The sequence below is a fragment of the Mycobacterium sp. P4_H6 genome, assembly GCF_056400845.1.
In genome coordinates this window covers 46747-66255 of record NZ_JBFUKN010000017.1, presented here as the reverse complement: position 1 = coordinate 66255, position 19509 = coordinate 46747, and the positions used below count along the sequence as shown (strand labels likewise).

General features: G+C 65.5%; 19 protein-coding genes and 2 pseudogenes. 8 read left to right on the top strand and 13 right to left on the bottom strand.

What is annotated here, in order from left to right:
- Window positions 1–35 precede the first annotated feature (35 nt).
- From AC1DTF_RS09715 to AC1DTF_RS09705, 3 genes are all read left to right on the top strand, one after another.
- Window positions 36–1259: an MFS transporter gene (locus AC1DTF_RS09715; RefSeq protein WP_477473916.1), complete on the top strand. Its 1224-nt coding sequence runs from the start codon at window positions 36–38 to the stop codon at window positions 1257–1259.
- Between the two features lie 4 nt (window positions 1260–1263).
- On the top strand, window positions 1264–1890 hold the full coding sequence (locus AC1DTF_RS09710) for a TetR/AcrR family transcriptional regulator (protein WP_057167725.1): 627 nt from the start codon (window positions 1264–1266) through the stop codon (window positions 1888–1890).
- A 109-nt stretch (window positions 1891–1999) separates the two neighbouring features.
- Window positions 2000–3688, top strand: coding sequence for a dihydroxyacetone kinase subunit DhaK (locus AC1DTF_RS09705; RefSeq protein ID WP_477473915.1), 1689 nt, complete (start codon window positions 2000–2002; stop codon window positions 3686–3688).
- A gap of 155 nt (window positions 3689–3843) precedes the next feature.
- Here AC1DTF_RS09705 and AC1DTF_RS09700 read toward each other — a convergent pair.
- Window positions 3844–4131: pseudogene (locus AC1DTF_RS09700) on the bottom strand (amino acid permease); the annotation flags it as partial.
- Window positions 4132–4137: 6 nt separating this feature from the next.
- Between AC1DTF_RS09700 and AC1DTF_RS09695 the strand changes: the two are divergent.
- Both AC1DTF_RS09695 and AC1DTF_RS09690 read left to right on the top strand, forming a co-directional pair.
- Window positions 4138–4644, top strand: a pseudogene (locus AC1DTF_RS09695) (aldehyde dehydrogenase family protein); the annotation flags it as partial.
- A 15-nt stretch (window positions 4645–4659) separates the two neighbouring features.
- Window positions 4660–5052 (top strand): tautomerase family protein, encoded by a 393-nt coding sequence (locus tag AC1DTF_RS09690; protein WP_477473914.1) that lies wholly within the window; start codon window positions 4660–4662, stop codon window positions 5050–5052.
- Between the two features lie 375 nt (window positions 5053–5427).
- On the opposite strand, the gene hadA is transcribed toward AC1DTF_RS09690, so the two are convergent.
- The 6 genes from hadA to AC1DTF_RS09660 form a co-directional block, all read right to left on the bottom strand.
- On the bottom strand, window positions 5428–5880 hold the full coding sequence (hadA, locus tag AC1DTF_RS09685) for a (3R)-hydroxyacyl-ACP dehydratase subunit HadA (protein ID WP_477473913.1): 453 nt from the start codon (window positions 5878–5880) through the stop codon (window positions 5428–5430).
- Window positions 5881–6162: 282 nt separating this feature from the next.
- The gene (locus AC1DTF_RS09680; protein WP_477473944.1) at window positions 6163–6663 is read right to left on the bottom strand and encodes a GAF domain-containing protein; all 501 of its coding nucleotides are present in this window, start codon (window positions 6661–6663) and stop codon (window positions 6163–6165) included.
- 575 nt (window positions 6664–7238) lie between these two features.
- On the bottom strand, window positions 7239–8456 hold the full coding sequence (locus tag AC1DTF_RS09675) for an MFS transporter (protein ID WP_477473912.1): 1218 nt from the start codon (window positions 8454–8456) through the stop codon (window positions 7239–7241).
- 23 nt (window positions 8457–8479) lie between these two features.
- Entirely contained in the window at window positions 8480–8983 is a 504-nt protein-coding gene (locus AC1DTF_RS09670; protein WP_477473911.1) for a Chromate resistance protein ChrB, read from the bottom strand.
- A 186-nt stretch (window positions 8984–9169) separates the two neighbouring features.
- Complete coding sequence (locus tag AC1DTF_RS09665; RefSeq protein WP_477473910.1) at window positions 9170–9553, bottom strand: DUF4267 domain-containing protein; 384 nt, start codon at window positions 9551–9553, stop codon at window positions 9170–9172.
- A gap of 56 nt (window positions 9554–9609) precedes the next feature.
- On the bottom strand, window positions 9610–10086 hold the full coding sequence (locus tag AC1DTF_RS09660) for a DUF1772 domain-containing protein (protein WP_477473909.1): 477 nt from the start codon (window positions 10084–10086) through the stop codon (window positions 9610–9612).
- A 100-nt stretch (window positions 10087–10186) separates the two neighbouring features.
- On the opposite strand from AC1DTF_RS09660, the gene AC1DTF_RS09655 reads away from it, so the two are divergent.
- Entirely contained in the window at window positions 10187–10768 is a 582-nt protein-coding gene (locus AC1DTF_RS09655) for a TetR/AcrR family transcriptional regulator (RefSeq protein WP_477473908.1), read from the top strand.
- 159 nt (window positions 10769–10927) lie between these two features.
- Here the strand turns inward: AC1DTF_RS09655 and AC1DTF_RS09650 are convergent, their stop codons facing one another.
- A complete protein-coding gene (locus AC1DTF_RS09650) occupies window positions 10928–11308 on the bottom strand; it encodes an ANTAR domain-containing protein (RefSeq protein WP_477473907.1) in 381 nt (126 codons plus the stop codon).
- Between the two features lie 159 nt (window positions 11309–11467).
- Entirely contained in the window at window positions 11468–12163 is a 696-nt protein-coding gene (locus tag AC1DTF_RS09645) for a GAF and ANTAR domain-containing protein (RefSeq protein ID WP_477473906.1), read from the bottom strand.
- Between the two features lie 914 nt (window positions 12164–13077).
- Here AC1DTF_RS09645 and AC1DTF_RS09640 point away from each other — a divergent pair.
- Complete coding sequence (locus tag AC1DTF_RS09640; RefSeq protein ID WP_477473905.1) at window positions 13078–13467, top strand: STAS domain-containing protein; 390 nt, start codon at window positions 13078–13080, stop codon at window positions 13465–13467.
- Window positions 13468–13489: 22 nt separating this feature from the next.
- Here the strand turns inward: AC1DTF_RS09640 and AC1DTF_RS09635 are convergent, their stop codons facing one another.
- The 3 genes from AC1DTF_RS09635 to AC1DTF_RS09625 all read right to left on the bottom strand — a co-directional run bounded on the left by AC1DTF_RS09635 (window position 13490) and on the right by AC1DTF_RS09625 (window position 16699).
- Window positions 13490–13699 (bottom strand): dodecin, encoded by a 210-nt coding sequence (locus tag AC1DTF_RS09635; RefSeq protein ID WP_057167775.1) that lies wholly within the window; start codon window positions 13697–13699, stop codon window positions 13490–13492.
- A gap of 233 nt (window positions 13700–13932) precedes the next feature.
- The gene (locus AC1DTF_RS09630; RefSeq protein WP_477473904.1) at window positions 13933–15942 is read right to left on the bottom strand and encodes an ABC transporter ATP-binding protein; all 2010 of its coding nucleotides are present in this window, start codon (window positions 15940–15942) and stop codon (window positions 13933–13935) included.
- A gap of 58 nt (window positions 15943–16000) precedes the next feature.
- Window positions 16001–16699, bottom strand: coding sequence for an HAD family hydrolase (locus AC1DTF_RS09625; RefSeq protein ID WP_477473903.1), 699 nt, complete (start codon window positions 16697–16699; stop codon window positions 16001–16003).
- A gap of 195 nt (window positions 16700–16894) precedes the next feature.
- On the opposite strand from AC1DTF_RS09625, the gene AC1DTF_RS09620 reads away from it, so the two are divergent.
- Entirely contained in the window at window positions 16895–17926 is a 1032-nt protein-coding gene (locus AC1DTF_RS09620) for a hypothetical protein (protein ID WP_477473902.1), read from the top strand.
- Window positions 17927–18076: 150 nt separating this feature from the next.
- Here the strand turns inward: AC1DTF_RS09620 and AC1DTF_RS09615 are convergent, their stop codons facing one another.
- Entirely contained in the window at window positions 18077–19471 is a 1395-nt protein-coding gene (locus AC1DTF_RS09615; protein WP_477473901.1) for an NAD(P)/FAD-dependent oxidoreductase, read from the bottom strand.
- Window positions 19472–19509: the final 38 nt, after the last annotated feature.

Below are 19509 nucleotides of genomic sequence, written 5' to 3'. Positions count from 1 at the left end.
GTGGACAGCATGTTCAGTAAATATCGGATCGTGCGATGACCGCACCCGCCAAGGAGGCCGCAGCCGAACCCGTCGGCTCAGGTAGCGCCCGGCACTGGCTGGCCGTCGCGTCGGCGACGTTCGCGATCGCGTGGGGCGGTAACGAATTCACTCCGCTGCTGGTGATGTACCGCGCCCATGGCGGCTTCTCCGCGGTCACCGTCGATCTACTTCTATTCGCGTATGTCCTCGGCATCGTCCCCGCTCTGCTCGTAGGTGGACCATTGTCGGATCGCTTCGGGCGTCGCCCGCTGATGCTTCCTGCACCGGTGCTCGCTGCGGTGGGCTCGCTGATCTTGGCGGGTGGTGCGGATTCCGCCGTGACGCTCGGTGTGGGCCGGGTGTGCAGCGGCCTGGCGCTGGGTCTGGCGATGGCCGTCGGCGGCAGTTGGATCAAGGAACTGTCGAGTGCTCCATGGGGGCACGGGAACGCCGGCGCCCGGCGCGCCGCCATGAGCCTCACAGCGGGTTTCGGTGCCGGCGCCGGTGTCGCGGGCGCGCTCGCCGAGTGGGGCCCCGCGCCTACAGTGCTGCCCTACGCGATCAACGCGGTGATGGCGCTGGCCGCAGCGGTGCTTCTTCTGGGAGCTCCCGAGTCGCGTATCCGCAGCGCCTCGGACCGCCCATGGTGGACCGACCTTGTTGTACAGGGCGCTTCGCACCGACGCTTCCTGTTCGTAGTCGTGCCGGTCGCCCCGTGGGTCTTCGGTGCAGGTGCCTCGGCGTACGCGGTGCTTCCCGCGCTGATGTCAGAACGTGCCGCCGCAGCACCCATCGCGTTCTCTGCTCTGCTGTGCGTCGTCGCTCTGGGTGTGGGATTCACGGTTCAGCATGTGGGCCGCAACCTGGTCACGGCCAGCCGCACCGGCGGCGTGGTCGCTGCGCTGGGACTGGTCATCGTGGGTATGGGGCTGGCCGGGTGGGCTGCCACGGTATTGACGATGTGGGCGGCGGTCGTCGCGGCCGCCGTGCTCGGCGCCGGATACGGATTGGCTCTGCTCGCCGGTCTGCAGGAGATTCAGCGCATCGCGGGACCTGACGACCTGGCGGGCCTGACCGCGGTGTTCTACTGCCTGAGCTATCTCGGGTTCGCGGTCCCCGCGGTCCTGGCATTCCTGTCGCGCTCGCTGAGCTATCCGGTGATGTTCGGCTGCGGGGCAGTCGCCGCCGCGCTATGTCTGGTCATCGCGGTCACCGGATCCAAGCGGGCAATAGGCTGAGAGAATGGCTTCCGGTGGTAACACGGCGCCCGGCGGCGCGCAGAGGGGCCGACCACGCAGTGAAGCCGCCCGCCACGCAGTCCTGACAGCCGCCGCGGAGTTGGCATTGGCAGGTGGTCCCGCGGTGGCGACGATCGACGCCATCGCCAAGCGGGCGGAAGTGAGCCGCACGACGATTTACAAGTGGTGGCCGTCGGCGGCGGCAATCGTGTTGGAGGGTCTGCTCGATTCAGTGCGCGACTCCATCACGCGCCCGACGGGCAGCACATCGATCGGCGCGGTCGTCCATCACGTCAATGCTCTGTTCGGTATCCTGGCGGATCCGTCGGTCGGTCCGTTGCTGCGCAACGTCATTGCGGCGTCGGGGTCCGATCCCGCCATCGCGCGCGCACTGCGCGACCAGTGGATCACCCCGCGTCGCGCAGCCGTCGCGGACACCCTGCGCGGTGCCGTCAGCCGAGGGGAGTTACCTGCCGACGTGGACATCGAGGTCGCCGTGGACGCACTGGTGTCACCGCCGTACTACCGGTTGATGTTCGGGATGCCGCCACTGGACGACGTCGCGGTTCACCGGTTGGTGCAGACCGTCTGGCAGGGATGTGGGTCCCGTACGACGCCGGGCCCGCACTGATCCAGTTGACCCTTGGGGGCGACGGTGATCGGTACCGTCGGATGGTGATTGGTCGCCTGACTGCTGGTGACGAGTCGATCTGTGGCTGAACGACCGGAAGGACCACCTTGTGTCGACCAACTTCTACGCCGACGTGTCATCGGCGTCCCGGCACGCGCTGGCCGCGCTCGCGCTGACCGGCGGCAGCCGCATCGGGGTGCAGCGCGACCCGGTGTACGCCTGGGCGCTCGATCCGGCGCCGGCCCGGCAGGTCGGGCTAGTCAGCGGCGGAGGTGCCGGCCACGAACCGATGCACGCAGGCTTCCTCGGGCGCGGCGGCCTGGACGCGGTGTGCCCCGGTGAGGTGTTCACCTCACCGCACAATCGCCAGATCCACGCGGCCAGCACCAAGGTCGCCCGCGACGGCGGCATCGTGCACATCGTGAAGAACTACACCGGCGATGTGCTGAACTTCGCGATCGCGGCCGAACGCCTGCGGGCAGACGGGGTGCCGGTGGACCGGGTGCTGGTCGATGACGATCTGGGTTCGGAGGGACAGAAAGTCGGACGGCGTGGCACCGGGGCGACGGTGATCGTCGAGAAGATCCTTGGCGCGGCCGCCGACCGCGGACTTCCACTGGAAGATCTCGTCGCACTCGGCCAGGCTGTGGTGACGGCGTCGCGCTCGTTGGCGGTGGCCCAGCGCGCCTGCACCGTGCCGGGTTCGGACCGTCCGGCATTCGACGTCGCGCCCGGCACATTGGAATACGGCGTCGGCATCCATGGTGAGGCCGCCCGCGAGTCGATCCCGCGGCCCCCGCTGGATGTGCTTGTCAGCCGGATGGTCGGCGAACTGCTCGACAGTCTCGACGTCGACGAGCACGGCGTTCTGGTTCTCGTCAACGGGCTGGGCGGCACCGGTGATCTCGAGTTGCTGCACGTGCTGGCGGAGGTCGAACGGGCACTCGGCGAACGTGATGTGACGCTGCGCAGCGCAGTCGCCGGCACGTACATCTCGGCCCTCGATATGGCCGGCTTTTCGATTACCGTCACCGCCGTGAGCGACGAGCAGTGGCTGACTGACTGGTGTGCTCCGCACGCGACCACCTCGCTACCGTCGCCGGTGCTCGCCGCGACCACGGTCACCGGTGAAGTGGACGAGCCGACCGCCGGCGAGCCGTCGGCGTGGCTGCGGCAGTTGGCCGATGACATCGCCGAAATCCGGGAACCGCTCAATGATCTCGACCGGCGAGCTGGAGACGGTGACATCGGGACCAACCTCGACAATGCGCTGCAGGCAGCGGTCCGCCGCGGCACCGGAGCGGACGCGGACCTTGCCGCTGATTTGAAATCGCTGGCCACCGCCTTTTCCGAGGACGTCGGCGGATCCAGCGGGCCGCTGTTCGGTCTCGTCCTGGTCCGCATCGCCACTGCCGTCGCCACCGATGCCGGTGCCGGTGCCGGTGCCGTCGTGCAAGGGTTACGCGACGGCGTCGAGGCCATCGCCCGGGCGGGTGGCGCACGGGTCGGCGACCGCACGATGGTGGACGCACTCGTTCCGGCCGGGTGGGACGGCGACACCGCACGGGGCCGGCTCGACGACGACGCACTGGAAGCCGCGCTGGCCGGTGCGGTCGCCACCAGCACCATGGTCGGCAAGCGCGGCCGGTCAAGCTACGTCGGGGAACGGGCGATAGGCACCACCGATCCCGGCGCCTTGGCTGTCGTCGCCGTGTTGGTCGCGATCGTTGAACGCATCGACGACGACAGTCGACGCGACGAATTACGCACCCGCCTGACGGAATTGGTCCGAGGATGACGTCGACGCCACACAGAACACCTCTGTGGCAGGGTCGTGACGGAAACGCCTACGCCGAGGTGCCGTCCACGATGTCGACGGCGACCAGGTCGGCGAGTCCGCTGATCGTCAGAACGGCGTTGAGCATGCGGTTGGCGACGATTCGGGTCTTGTCACCCCGTGGAGAAGCCCGCCCATTCGCCCCACGCCATCCGGGCGTAGTCGGTGAATGATCCGGTGCACGGTTTTGCCGAGGCCATCTCGCCGAGCATCCGCATGACGAGCAGCACGATGAGGCCGGTGATGGCGTAGGTCACGAAGGACAGCGGTCCGGCTTGGCTGATGATCGCGCTTGACCCCACGAACAGACCGGCGCCGATGACGCCACCGAGGGACAGCATGGTCAGATTCCGCTGTTTGACGCCTGKCTTCAGTTGGTGGCCCTCTGGGGGGACTGTGTGCATGAGCTCGACAAGGTGGCCTCCTACATCGACGCCGGCGAATCCGACGGCGCCAAAGTCGTCGTCGACGGACGCAACGTCACCCCCGATGGCGGCGCCGAAGGGTTCTGGCTGGGCCCCACCCTGCTCGACAACGTCACCCCCGAGATGAGCGTCTACACCGACGAAATCTTCGGTCCCGTGCTCTCGGTCCTGCGCGTCGAAACCTACGACGAGGCCCTGGAACTGATCAACACCAACCCCTACGGCAACGGCACCGCCATCTTCACCAACGACGGCGGCGCCGCCCGACGCTTCCAGAACGAAGTCGAGGTCGGCATGGTCGGCATCAACGTCCCCATCCCGGTCCCGATGGCCTACTACAGCTTCGGCGGCTGGAAAGCCTCCCTGTTCGGCGACAGCCACGCCCACGGCATGGACGGCGTCAACTTCTTCACCCGCCAGAAAGCCATCACCAGCCGCTGGCTGGACCCGTCGCACGGCGGAATCAACCTCGGCTTCCCCGAGAACAAGTGACCCTGAGGAGTAGTCGTGACGCTCGTTCACCTTCACGTCATCGAGAACCGCCGCACCGCCGAGCAACTCGCGCACCTCGCCGATGTCGTGCAGGACGTCATGCTGGAGCACTTTGAGGCGCCCAACCGTGATCGCTACCAGCTCATCACGGAGCACGGGCGGGGCCAAATCCTCGTCGAGGACACTGGACTCGGCTACGAGCGCACCGACGACGTCCTGATCATCCAGATCTTCCAGCAGGGTCGTTCACTTCGCCACAAACAAGCTGCGTACCGCGCGCTGGCTGACGAACTCGAACTTCGCGCCGGGTTGTCCCCGTCGGACCTCATCGTGTCGATGGTGGAGAACACCCGCGCCGACTGGTCGTTCGGCGGGGGCGAAGCGCAGTTCGTCGAAGGGCGCCTCTGAAAGGTGAGGCGTAGTTGCCGAGCTGAGTCCGGCGGCCGACCAGTGGTGGACGCGGGGTTGGGCAAGATTGCACGGAACCTACATAACTCCTGTCGCTTCAGCATTTCTGCGTGCATCTGCAAGCAGGATGGTCTGACGACTGGTCCGGCTTCCTTTAGCCTAGAGCCACGACGAGAAACGGCCCTGTCCCTTCGAGCGACCGCCGATCCCGCCGAACCGCTGCTGTCCACCTCCGCTTGCGATCTTGCTTGTGTACCGAAGCTTTCGACCTCATCGCTGCGTGTGCAGCGTCCGCCTGCAATTGCACAGACAGCTACTTACCTGGTCCGCTGCTCATGGATGTCACACGTCGCACGCCAGAAACGCTGCGCGCAGTTAGCCGGCCGCCTCGGAGCGGCCGGCCAGGACGGTGTAGTCCTCCTGCACCGTGTCACCGTGCTGGTTGGTGATGCGGCTTCTGATTGTCAGGACATCCGCACCGTAGGACTGTCGTAATGAGTCGAGGCGGATGTAGCAGTACAGCCGGTCACCGGCCTTTATCGGTTGTAACAGTTTGAGTCCCTGTTCGACCTGGACGATCTTCTCGTCGGTGATCGCGATGTTCAGGTGCTTGAAGAAGGCGAGTTGTGCCTGTAGACCGAAGATCGCGACGAAGGTCAGTGGCGCCAGGATCGCGTCGTGGCCCAGCGCCTGCGCGGCATCGTCATCGAAGTACGCGCCGTCTTCGTTCTTGACGGCGGTGGCGTACTCGCGGATCTTCTCGCGTCCCACCTCGTAGTAGTCGGGGTATCGGTACGTCATGCCGACGATGTCCGGGGACAGGGCCACGAGGTCGAATCTATCCGGCGACGGCTTTTCGGTGTCGGAAATCGCCGCATCTCTCCGACCTACGCTCAGGCGTGGTCCAGGCAATTGCGGTTTGTGTAGAGCCCGGATCGTTGAGGGCCCTAGGGCCGGGTGCGCTTGCCTGGTCCAGCAATACGGCGAACTCCCTGTCGGCGGCGCAGCGGCCAGTCCCGGTTCCGATGTCGACAATTGCTTGGCAGCAGCCCCGTTTCGACGATGACGGCTACTACGAGAAGCCTGCGACAGCACGAACAGCGTGAGCTGCTATCGCGCCAGCAGGATGGCTGCATGGGCGGCGAGCACGGCACCGAGCGCCTCGTCATCGACGTTGAATGCACCCGCCGCGAATCCGTAGACGTTGAGTGCTCCGCCGCGGTTGTGGCATCGGTATAGGCGAAAGGTCATCACGCTGCGTACACCCTGGCGCAGCGCAGCTTTGGCGAATTCCGGCCACTGCGGCTCGTCCGATAGGTCCGTCACACGGATGACCCCGTGGTCAAACGCCGCGTCCAGGCATGGCCCTTGGCCGTAACGCATCTGGATGGTATTCAGCTCCGCCGTATCGTCGGAGGTGGAACCGATTGTGCGGTAACGCTCGCCGTTGATGAGCATGACATCAGCGCTCGTTGCTCCACGAAGAAGTGCCACTGTCGCGTTGGTGACGGCGGCGAGGCGTAGCTCGACCGGAACCGCACCGTCTGCCACGGCGGCAAGCTCCGACATCACGTCTCGAATACGCTCCTGATAGCCGGCTACATGTGGCATCGTCGCCACCGGTCAGATTCTGGGGCAGGCACGGCGAGGCCGCCCAGCGTGGCGGTCGACGTGGCGCCGCGTGCAGCGCAGACAAGCTGCCCTCTCCTGGGATCTCGCACCTACACTCCTTCCATCTCAACGACCGCTTCCGGTGAGGCAGTGATCTAGCTGCAATGCCCACCCAACCGTGATAGCAAACACTTCAATATCCTGTGGTGTCGATTGCGACCGTTGGATCACCGTAGTGATGTCGTTTGGAAATAGAGTGGTGACTATGTGTCTGGCTATTTTACGTAGTATTCGGCATGATGCGACCGTGGCGGAATGCGGGGTGTACGCGCCGGCGCAGGCGAACAATCCACCAAGCTCTCAGCTAACTCGTCTGCGGCCACGACCGCCCGGAGAATGTGTGCTGCTGCCGTATCGCGTGTTGCGAGATGAGTGCCGAGCATCGTCACCGCCGATATGCTGCGGCGCTTAGCTTTTCGCAGATTCTGTGTGAAACGTATCTATCTGCCAAGCGCTGAGTGCGGGTGGATAGTGATGGAGTTTCCGCGCGGCAGATCCTCCGGTGGGGCCGGTGCTCAGGTTTTTGTGCTGGGGTCCATGCCAGTGTCGTCGTGACGGTTGGCGGCCGGTACTGCGGTGAGCGCCGCGGTGGCGGCCAGCACTGCGGCGAACGCCAGTAGCGCCGGGGTCAGGGTGGCGGCGGCAGCGAGGGCGCCCACCAGGACCGGCCCGCCGGCATCTCCGAGTTCGCGGCCCACCTCGGCGGATCCCATGGTTTGGCCGAGCCGATCAATGGGGGTGCCCGCGGCGAGAGAGGCGAACCCGATCGGGGTGACAACACCCACCCCAGTCCCGATCAGGACAGCGGCCAAGACAAGGCCGGTGATCCCCGGTATCGACACCGCCCCACAGCCTGCGGCGGCAAGCAACAGGCCCGCAGCCAACCCGGTGCGGTCCCGGACACGGCCCTCATCGCGCACGCGCCCCACCCGGGGTTGGACCACAGCGGTCGCCGCTGCCAACACCGACACGACGACCCCGGTGAGAAGTGGGCCGAGCCCACGATCAGCACCGACCACCGGCAAGAAGCCGACACCTACCGATAGTGCTGCGGTGGCCGCCGCCAGTGCGAGGGTCGGGCGCAGAAAGCCTGGGTTCACAAGTCGGCGGCCCAGGTCGACCACCGTTTGGCGGGTCCGCGGTAGCGGTGCCACGCCCGGCACCATCAGCAGTACCCACACCGAAACCGCTACTGCCAGGGTGGTCAGCGTCGCGAACAGCAGGGTGTAGCCGTGCAGCGTGATCAGCACCCCACCCAACACCGGCCCCAGGGTGTAGCCGAGTCCTTTCCAGGCGCCATAGCGGCCGAAGCCGCGACCTTGGGCACCCGGCGCGGTCAGCCGCGACACCAACACCCCGGCCGCGGGGGAGAACGCCGCTGCGGCCGCGCCCTGCGCGAATCGGGTGACGCCCAACCATGCAGGGTCGCCGGCGATGACGAACGCAGCGGACGCCGCCGCGAAAGCGAGCAGCCCGCCGAGCAGGACTGGGCGGGCGCCGACGCGGTCGGCCAAGGACCCGAACACCGGCTTGAGCAGGACTTCGGCACCGTCGTAGACAGCCAGCAGAAGGCCCAAGGTGAGCAGCGATGTGTGTGTTCCGTGGGTATAGCCGCCGAGGCCGGCGGCGATGCTGTGCGCGCCGAACGCGGTGACGAACCCCGCCGCGTACAGCGGCATCAACTGGCGCCGAGTTCCCTCTGGGCCAGTGCCGGTGGGTGCTGACGTGCTCATCGGCTCCTTCCCGAGGCGGGGGGTCATAGCTGGTGTAGCGCGTTGAACACGCGCTCGGTGTAGTCGGTGAGCCGCTCGGCGCAATGTTTCAACTGCTGGTCGGCCTCGTCCGCCTGGGCGGCACCGAACACGTCACGCGCCGTGAGCTCACGGTGCCAGCGACGCAGCCGCTCCAGGCTGTGTTCTTCTTCTTCCAGTTCCGCGATCGTGAACTTCGCGATCCGGATCTCCTTGGTGATCTCGGCGTCGAAAGTGGCACAGTCCGAGATGAACTCGGACCACTCCTCGCTCCGCTCAGCGGTGAAGAGGGCCTCGAGTCGATCAGCGTCGGCTTCATCGCGGCCGGCTGCGGACAGGACCATCACCTCGCCGGCGCCACGTTCGGCTAGTTCCACGGTTCGTGCGATCCCGGCGGCGAAAACCGGGGCGTCGGGCACCGCCCATACCCCCTGGCCCAACAGAATGGCCCCGGCCCGCCGCAGCTCACGCCACACCGCTACCCGATGTCGCGACGGCTCGGCGGGCATCCGCACGACCAAGACCAACCAAGGCGCCGCGTCTTGTGTCACACATGAAAATGTAGCAGTCGTTACATCGCGGGGCTGCCCGCTCGGCGTGGGCTGATTGGACCAGTGGCGCGGGAGCTCACCTCAAAAGCCGCGCGACGCTTGGAGCGCTGGGACGGTCCAGCAGGCGCGAGGTGGYGCTGTAGCTCAGGCGGCGAGCAGGAGCGCGGCGGTGATGAGCATGGTGGCGGCGGTGGCGCCGTGGATGCCCCAGGCGATGGATCTGGGACCGCCGTGGCGTAGCACGATGGCGGTGTCGGCGAGCGGGATGATGGTGGCAGCCAGGATGATCCAGCCCAGAGTGTGTGTTTGGCCCACGGCTATGAGGATGACGACGAAAAGCCCTGATGCGATGTCGCGAATGCCTTTGATGCTCGCGTAGGCGTCCAAAGACGGCCGCGCGGGATCGGGTTGTAGGCCGTAGCCGGCGGTCGCGGCACGTGGGGCGATAAGGAATCGTGCGCCGATGGCGATGATGGCCGCGGCGATGAGTCCGGCGAGCATGTAGGCGATGGTCGTGAGGATGGTCATGTCGAGTACTCCTGCTCGGTGAGCGGCGGGTTTCGATGGCGTCGGTGATGGTGGCGTCAGGCCATCAGCGCCACGCATAGGGCGGCTACTGCCAGCCCCTGCAGGCCGGCGCGGGCGCCGATGATCGAGTCCCACTTTGCTTGCAGCGCACGCCCGTCGGGGAGCGTGCGGCCGTCGTCGGCGGCTGCAGTGAGTTGTCGATTGATCGGTGCGCTCAGTCGCGTGTAGAGCACGAGCCACATCGCCAGCAGAACCAGTGCGACGCCAGCGGCGATGGCTTGTGCCCAGTGAGCGGTTGCGGTGGCCACGCCCGCGGCCACCGCGGTGGCGAGGAGTCCGAGCGCACCAGGCACCGGCATGCGCCGGTCACCGTAGCGGTGCACGTGTCCGGTGATCGTGACGAGGGCGGCGTCGTCGATGGCCGCCAAGGCCGGTCGCAGCACCATCGCGCAGAACACGTCGGTGCCGTAGACCACCGCGGTGGACAGCACCGCGATCAATACCGCGGTTCGGCTGATGAGATCCAGGGCCATGTTGTCACTCCTATCGGTCCACAACTGCTAGCAACGCTAACCCCTCGCCAGATCGCCGTCAATAGCAGCGCTAGCATGCATATCGGTGCTAACGTGAGGTGTGGCTATCGACGACCGCCGAGAGCGTGAGCGGACCGCCCGGCGGCGCCTGATCGTCACCACCGCACGCAGAGTGGCCGAGGCCGAAGGCTGGGATGCTGTGACGACGCGTCGGCTGTCCAATGAGATCGAGTACAGCCAGCCGGTGTTGTACAAGCATTTCAGCGGCATGGACCAGATTGCTGATGCGGTCGCCGTCGATGGCTTCGGCGAACTCGCGGAGGCAATGGGGGCTGCCTGCTCTGATCGCGGTTCGGCCGTTGACGCGCTGACCCGCGTCGCGCACGCCTATCTCGACTTCGCCCGCCAGAATCCAGCGGTCTATGACGCAATGTTCACCCGCGCGACATCCTTGCGCTTCGCCGCCCAGGACGTTCCGCCGCAGCTGACCGCAGCCTTCGCCGAGTTGCACCGCGTGGTGGGCCTCGTCGCTGATGAACGGGACACCGACGCGCTCACCGAGGTGTTATGGGCGGCTCTGCACGGCCTGGTCACCCTCAGCCGTGCCGACCGATTACGCCCGGGCAACGACACCCTGCGACTTCAGTTGCTCGTCGAGCAGTTCACGGCTCGAAGCGACTGAGGGAAGAGCCGGAGCCCCGAGAGCGAGACCTGCCCCGTCGGTGCGCACACTCAGCGCCGGTCGCAGAAACCTGCGAACGTGGCGATCTCGGACTTGACCGTCTCGCTCGGTCTGCGGTCGAATCGCCGCACTGATGATGGTGTTGGCGTCTCAGCCGGGTCACCGGCCGATGTCGGTCATGGGCACGCCGGTCTTGCTTTCGCCGTCCAGCTGGCGTTCCGCGCCATGGCTGATTCGTTCGTGGGCCGTGCCGATGAGGTCGCTGGATGCCGGCTGTTGGAGGAGGCGTGTCGTCCGTGACAGTTCGAGCAGATCCTTGGTGACCTGTTCGGCGAGCAGCCTGAGTTTGACGTTGTGATCCTGGGACTGCTTGCGCAGGACGGCGAAGGCGTCCTCGGCGTCGATGCCGTAGACGAACATGATCATGCCTTTGGCCTGCTCGATGATCGCGCGGCGGTCGTTGATGAGCCGTAGCGCCTCGGTGATTCGCTGCTCATCGATGGAGAAGTCGTCGTCGGTGATCGAGAGGTCGTCCAACATCTCCGCTCCTGTTTCGGTGGTGCAGTTGTGCTCGCAGGTCCGCAGACCGAGGAGCAGCACAGTTGATCGTATTTACCCAAGATTCGTCTCTGCGAAGCACGCGGATGGGTCGACGTAACTGTGATTCCCATCCGCTGCGGTCGCTGAGTCAGCAGGAGGTCAGTCGGGATCCAGGTGCAGTCGGCGTTCGAGGATGTCGCGGGCGACGTCGGTGGCATTGCGCCCGGTGGCATAGGCGTGGGCGCGTATCCGGAGCAGCGCGTCGGGGGCTGTAAGCCTCAGCTGGGCCATCACCATGCCGGTGGCCTGACTCACCTCGGGCCGGGTCCAGGTGTCCGCATCTTTCAAGGGGCCACTGCCCGCCTCGGAACGTTCCTGTTGTTCGATCACGTCGAGCACCAGCCTCTGTGCCAGCTTGGCGGCTTCCATCAGGCCTGTGACTTGCGCGATGGTGAATGGTTCTGGCCGGGTCTGGAACACGCTCAGGGCGCCGACGCTATGCCCGTCGACAGCGATCGGGACGGCGAACACCGCGCGGATCTGGTGGGCCAGCATCGTCGGCGTGTATCCCGGCCAGCGGACTTCGCTGGGATCGGCCAGGTCTGTCGCCAGGACGGGTGCGCGCTGCGCTACCGCGTCCAGGCCGGGACCCTCTCCATGGATGAAGTGCGCCTCGTCATACGTCCGTGCTGCCGTGGCGCTGGCGCCCAGCGTTCCGATGTTGACGCCGCGGGACACCAGCGAGATTGCGGTTGCCTCTACGCCCAGCAGTGCCACACACGCCTGGCACAGCCGGTCGGCAGCACTGGGGCCGGGCTGAACGTCCATCGCGGCCCGCAGTTCATGTTCGATCATGAGGTGAGTGACCTTGGGTACTGCGAATTGACGCTGCCAACAACGGGTTTCACGTCGTGCTGAGGCGAATACCGCCGTAGTTGCATAGCCACATGGTTTTTCCAACGATCACGACTGGCATCACCGACACGTGCCGTGCAGCGTCGCGTTCGGGTGGTTCGTGAATATGTCCTGGTGGCTCGCTTGCCATGCAGCGAGGACATGACGCCCTCAGGCGGTTGCTGCTCTCGCGTCATCGAAAGAATCGACCGGTGTGCGCCGTGCGCCATAGCTGTCCTCGCGGTTGGGCCCMCGTCGAGCAGGGGTGCAACCCGATTGACCGAAGGCACACGCAACCGGAAGGACCGACCGCAAGCTGTTGACGGAGTCGAGGCCAACAGCTACATCGAAGTTACCGAGGTGGCTTCTGATAGATCGCGCCGTCCCAGGAAACTAGTGAAAAGCGTAACACGAGCGGCATTTTCGTGTTATCGGTCTGCTCCGACGCCGTGGTTACCCGGACAGCGGCCGGCAGACGGTCCCGTCGGACGGCTTGGTGAAGGCGTCCAGGGGTCGGGGGCATCGGTGCCGCAGCAGCCTTCAATCTGTTGCGGAAGATGTCCCAGGACACGAGCACTCGCCGTGTCGCGGCAGCCGCATGCCTGTTCCAGGCGGTGCGCAAGACGCGACACCGGTCGTACCGACCGTGTTCGTGTGGGCGTAGCGTCCCGTCGATTCGTCCCCCTGAGCTGGCGCAATCCGATGTTCAGGGTCCCGGTCGCGAGTCGGTGTTGGCGGAGTCGAGACGCCTACCTTGTCGGCAGATGTTTGAAATGGCGCGCAGCGGGAGATACAAATCCGTGGCGAGTTGAACGAACATCATCCCGGGGGCGAATAGATGAACTCTCAGACGGCTGTGCCTCTGGTCTGCGTCGATGATTAGCGACAGTCGACCCACGGTGTCCTCGGCGCGCTATTCGGTGACGACCGAGGCACACGCTGACTACATCGTTCTGACTCTTGCCGGCGTCATCGACATGGCCTCGGCACCGCACGTCGCCGACGAAGTGGGGGCCGCACTCCGTGGTCGACCTCGGCTACTCATCTTCGACCTCAGCGCCGTGACGTTCCTGGCCACCACGGGCATGAGCATCCTGATCGAGGCCCACCGGCGTTGTCATGATTTGTCCCTGGACTGCCGTGTGGTCGCCCACGGTCGGGTGACGCTGCGGCCGATGCAGCAGTTGGGCATCGACCATATGTTCCACCTGTATGACTCGATCGACCTCGCCGTCAGCGACAGGGCCGACCCCACCGAAACATAGCGGGCTGAGCAGCCCTATCGCGTCAGTCCTCGATGCGGAAGCCAACTTTCAGAGCCACCTGGAAATGCGCCACCGCGCCATCCTCGATTTCGCCGCGCACGCTCGCGACCTCGAACCAGTCCAGGTTGCGGGTGGTCTGTGCAGCCCGGCTGATTCCGTTGCGGATGGCGGTGTCGATTCCCTCCGGCGATGTGCCGACGATCTCGATGACGCGGTAGGTGTGCTCACTCACGGGTGCTCCCTCCCGACCCGTGGTCATGCGGGTCGTGTTGTCCAGGGATGCATTTGAACACGGCAGATGGCGTCGTCGCGGTGGTTCCGCTCGTGGGGATTTCAGCAGCAGAAGTCAAGGTGTTCCTGGGTATGCAAACACGTTTAACGGTGTCACCGTGCGGAAGGGGAAGCACGACCGAGCACTGGTCGCTGCGACCGCACGCGCCCTGATGCACCGCATGGTCGGAACCGTCAAAATCGGTCTGTCGAATCGGCCGTCTTTGCATTGCCCGCAAGGGGGCAACTCTTTGACAGACAGTGTATTCCGGCCCCATGAACACGAGTCGGCACCTGCTGAGTGACACTTCGGCGGTCGGTACCGAACTGGGTGCGGTACAGGTCGGCGTAGCGTCCGCCGCGTGCCAACAGCTGTTCGTGGTTGCCGCGTTCGACGATGCGGCCATCCTCGACGACGAGGATGACGTCGGCTGCCCGCACCGTTGACAAACGGTGAGCGATGACGATCGAGGTGCGACCGGACAGCGCCTCGGCGAGCGCCTGCTGCACGGCGGCCTCCGACTCCGAATCCAGGGAGGCCGTTGCCTCATCGAGGATGACGACCTGCGGCGAGGCCAACAACACCCGGGCAATGGTGAGTCGCTGACGTTGGCCGCCCGAGAGCCGGTAACCACGCTCGCCGACAACGGTGTCCAGCCCGTCGGGCATGGCGGCGACAACGTCGGCGAGACGGGCCCGTCGCAGCGCCGCCCAGATCTCCTCGTCGGTGGCCTCCGGCGCCGCCAATAGCAGATTTGAGCGGATCGACTCGTGGAAGAGGTGCCCGTCCTGGGTGACCATGCCGACGGTCTTCTTCAATGACGCGAACGTCAGGTCCCGCACGTCGGCACCGTTGAGCCGGATCGCACCCGAGGCTGTGTCCGGATCCGACGGCGGATCAACGTCATACAGCCGCGCCAGCAGCGACGCGATCGTCGACTTTCCCGCTCCTGATGTCCCGACCAGCGCCACCACCTGTCCGGGCTTCGCGGTGAACGAAATGCCATGTAGCACTTCCTCACCGCCGCGATGGTCGAGTTCGGCGACCTCCTCGAGGGAGGCGAGCGACACCTGATCGGCCGCCGGATACGAGAAGCGCACATTGTCGAATCGCACTTCGACCGGACCACGTGGCACTGTCACCGCACCGGGGCGTTCGCGGATCAGCGGCACCAGGTCGAGAACTTCGAAGACCCGCTCGAAACTGACGAGTGCCGTCGCGACCTCGACCCGCGCGTTGGCCAGCGCCGTCAGCGGTGCGTAGAGCCGGGTCAACAGCAGTGCCAGTGACACGATGGCGCCGGCCTGCAGCTGCCCACCGATGGCGAGCGCCCCGCCCAGCCCGTACACCAATGCCAATGCCAGTGCCGACATCAACGTCAGCGAATTCATGAACGTCGCCTGCAGCATCGCAGTGCGTACCCCGATATCACGGACCCTGCCGGCCCGCGCCCGGAATTCGCGGGACTCCGAGGCGGTGTCGCCGAACAGCTTGACCAGAGTCGCTCCCGGGGCGGAGAACCGCTCGGTCATCTGCGTGTTCATGGTGGCGTTATGGGCTGCAGCCTCTCGCGACAGCCGGGCCATCGCGGCGCCGATCCGGCGGGACGGAATGACGAACATCGGCAGAATGACCAGCGTCAACAGCGTGATCTGCCACGAGATGCTGAGCATCACCGCCAGGGTGAGCAGCAGGGTGACGATATTGGCGACGACGCCGGACAGTGTGTCCGAGAATGCGCGTTGGGCGCCCATCACGTCGTTGCCCAGCCGGCTGACCAGTGCCCCGGTGCGGGTACGGGTGAAGAACGCGACGGGCATGCGCTGCACATGATCGAACACCGCGGTGCGCAGATCGAGGATCAGACCCTCGCCGATCGTTGATGACAGCCAGCGGGTGACAAGGGAGACCGCGGCCTCGGCCACTGCAACGCCTGCGATGACCATGGCCAGCACGGCCACGACCCGGGCGCTGCCTGCGCCGGTGATCTCGTCGACGACGCGGCCGGCGAGCAGCGGGGTCGCGACCGTCAGTACCGCCCCGAGCACGCTGATGCCGAGGAATATGCCCAGCCGGCGGCGATGGCGTGCCGCAAACCCCCAGATCCGGCGAAGCAGACCGCGGTCTGCAAGTGCGTGCAGGTCACCGCCTCGCGCATGCGTCTGCCGGTACAGGGACTGCCGGGCCACTGTTTCCAAGGTCATGTATTCACCGTAGAACCTTAACGATGATTGAGGTCAAAGACTTCCCGCGGAACGCCGCTCAGCGTGTGTCGATCAGACGTTGCACCGGGCTTTCTGCGAGGTGGGTGCAGAGGTCGAGCGCATTGTCGAACACGACTGTCGCGCCTGCCTCCTCTAGCTCGCTTCGCGAGACGCCCCCGCTGAGGACGCCGATACACGCCACCCCGGCGGCAACGCTGGCCTGGGCGTCCCACACGGCATCGCCGACAAACACGGCGCGCTCTGGACTCACTTCAGCTCTCGCCAAGGCGATCTGGACAATGTCGGGCTCGGGCTTCGCGGTTTCCACGTCTTGAGCCGAGGTGGCGGTGGAGATCAGATCGTCACGGTCGAGAACGGCTCGGAGCGTTGCGAACTCGTCTTCGGGAGCGGAGGTGGCCAGCACGACCTGCAACCCCAGCGAGTCGATACGGTCTAGGATTTCCCGTGCTCCCGGCAATGGAGACAGCAGCGAGGTCGTCTCCTGGTAGAACCGCGTGTGGAGGTCCTTGAGCTCATCGCGGGTCTCTTCATCTGCTTCAGAGGCCAACGTCTCGAGCAGTTTCTTCCCGTCCATGCCGATGGATCGGTGAATCTGCCAGCTCTGTACAGGAATCCGCAGCTCGTTGAACGCGCGGTGCCAGGCGTGCGCGTGCAGATAGTTGGAGTCCACCAACGTGCCGTCGACGTCGAACAGCACGGCGGGTCGATGTTGGTTGTCAGGCACGGTGTGATGCATGCCCGATCAGCGCACTCTCAAACCTCGCACCTAGGAGCCAGGCGGGAGGGGGAGAGCACAGCGCGCCAGGCAGGTCGGTGCGGCCGTGCCGCTGTGAGCCGTTGCCTCCGCTCCATCGCCGCACGATTATTTTGATGAGGGAAATGGCAACAGATTGGTGAGTTTGGCCGCCCGCGAGGCGGGTACGCGGGAGGTATGTCTGGGGAGCATCCTTCGATATTGCTGATCGCCGATCCCGGCACTCCCGCCGAGGTCGCCGAGCGACTGTCTGGGGCGTTGCCAGATCTTCTGCCGGACCTGCCCTCTGACGAATGCTGGGATGTCTCAGTGCGTCGGCACAGTTTTCCACTCGATGAGCACACCGAGATGGTGGATGTCGTCGGCGTGGTCGGTCCCGAAGATGAAGCTGAGGACATCGTCATCTATCTCACCGATCTGCCCCGGCGTCAGGGGACGACGCCGGTGATAGCTGACATCAGCGTGCGCGACCGGTTCGGCGTGATCTCCATACCGGGCTTGGGCGGCGCGTTCATCGATCGCCGGGTGAAGGCGGTGGCACGCACGGTGGTGTCCGAGGTGACGCGCCAATCGGACCAACAGGACACGACGGTGAAGGGTCTGGCGCGGATAGAGGACGACGACGTCGTTCACTATGTCGCGCCGTCGACCATGCCACGCCTGCGGTTGCTTGCCGGAATGGTCTACGCCAACCGCCCATGGCGACTGGTCACGGGTATGTCAAAGGTGATGATGGCGGCATTCGCCACCGGGGCTGTCAGCCTCGCCTATCCGACGATCTGGCAGTTGTCGACCACCATGGGCCCGTGGCGGATGAGTGCGGCAACGATTCTGGCAACCGCGGCGATGATCGCATGGCTCATCGTCGAACACGACCTATGGGAACGGCCGCCAACGCCCGAGGAACGGGAACGCGCGGTCTTGTACAACGCGTCGACCGTCATCACTCTGACCATCGGCGTCATTGTCTTTCACGCCGCGCTCTTCCTCTTGCTGCTGGTGACCGCGTGGTGGACGCTGCCGCCGCAACTGGTGTCCCAGAACATCGGTCAGCCCGTTGGTTTCTCGTCGTTGTTGTTGATCTCGTGGTTGGTGGCCGCCATCGCCACGTTGGGCGGTGCCCTGGGTTCGGGGATGGAGGACGACGAGGCAGTGAAGGCGGCGGCGTACGGGGTTCGTCAGCGTAAGCGATTCGAGAAAACGGACTGACGCACCTGCGCTGGTTGGTCGACAACCGGATGGCGACGTCCGCAGCTCTGTTCGCCGGCCATGCTCTCCCGGCCATGAAGGGCCCAAGACATTCAAGCGGCGCAACGGCATAACTGGGGGTCTGAGTCGGCGCTGTTCGGACGGATCGACCTAAGGTCCAGCCCCGTTCTCAGCCGGGTGTCGCCAGGGCGGATGTGCCCAAGTGTGAATCGTCTGGCGTACGTGGTGGGCCGCGACGCGGTAGAGCAGGCTCGGTTCGAGAAGCCGTTGTGGCGGGTCGACCATGTGGACGATCCGGATGAGTCGTTCAGTGACAACGATATCGTCAGCGGCTTCGAGCATTTTGCGGCGTAACCACCCGATGGCGCGGTGCCGCACCTTGTCTTTGCGGCTACGGTTGCGAATTTGTCTAGGGGGTTGGTTGGTGGCCCATACCGGGCCAATGAGTTCGGCCAGCGATTGGTGAAGGCGTTTCGTGTCGATGTTTCGGTGTTCGCGTAGATGGGTGCGCAGTGCGTAGGCCTGTCGTGCGGCCATGGTGACTCCTTGCCCGTAAATCGGGTCCAGGCAACATAGCGCGTCCCCGATGACGAGCAGACCCTCAGGGTGGTGTGCGCTGCGGTCATAGCGGTGCCAGGTACCGCCGGGATAGCGGTAGACCGTTACATCGGTCAGAGAGTGGGCGTCTCGCAATGCCACGTGGATGTGGGCTGGCACGAACTCTTCTGCGAGAGCGATCATGTGAGTCAACGAATTTGGTGGCTTCGGATGCTCTTTTGAGTGGGCGGCGATGGTCAACGTCCAGGTGTCATGTTCGCCGGCGGCCAGCCCCCCGCGGCCCGCGTCCCCGGCCTGCAGGACCAGGATGAGGCGTTCGGGAAAGCTGTCCTGGTCGGGCATGGTGATCTGCTGGCTGTAATACACGCCGTGCACGGTGAACGAGCGTTGCGGCGGCCGCTCGTAGCCCAACCGTTCGAGCAGCAGCGGTGTGCGGGTGGCGCGGCCGGTCGCATCGACCACCAGGGCGGCATCGAGCGCCTGGGTCTCACCGCTGCTCCGATCGGTGATGGTGACCCCGGTGATGCGATCCGGCTGAGCGGCGATCAGGTCAACCACGTCGCAACCCTCCTTTATGACGATGTTCGGTAGGGCTGTGACGCGCCGACGCAGCGAGTACTCCAGCTGGGCACGCGTCACGAGGTAGGTGGTGAGGGCGTCGGGGTCGGAGACCGGGTCGGTGCGGTTGAACGCATACGGGCCGTTCTGGATGTGCATCCGCGCGCCCAGGCGCGCGTCATCAAGGACATGCGCACCGGCGGCAATCGCATCGCTGATCACGCCCGGGACGAGATCTTCCAGGGTCTGCCAACCCTTCGCGAGCACGCTGTGCAGATGCGGGCCCTGCGGTACACCGCGGCGATGAGAGGGGCTGTCGGGCAGTCGGTCTCGTTCGACAATTGACACGCGATGGCCCGCGTCGGCAAGTGCGGCGGCGGCCAGGAGTCCGGCAATACCAGCGCCGAGGACCACAGAGTGTTCCGTCATAACGTGCACGCCTCCCCGCGTGTCGAGTTGAGCGTCGA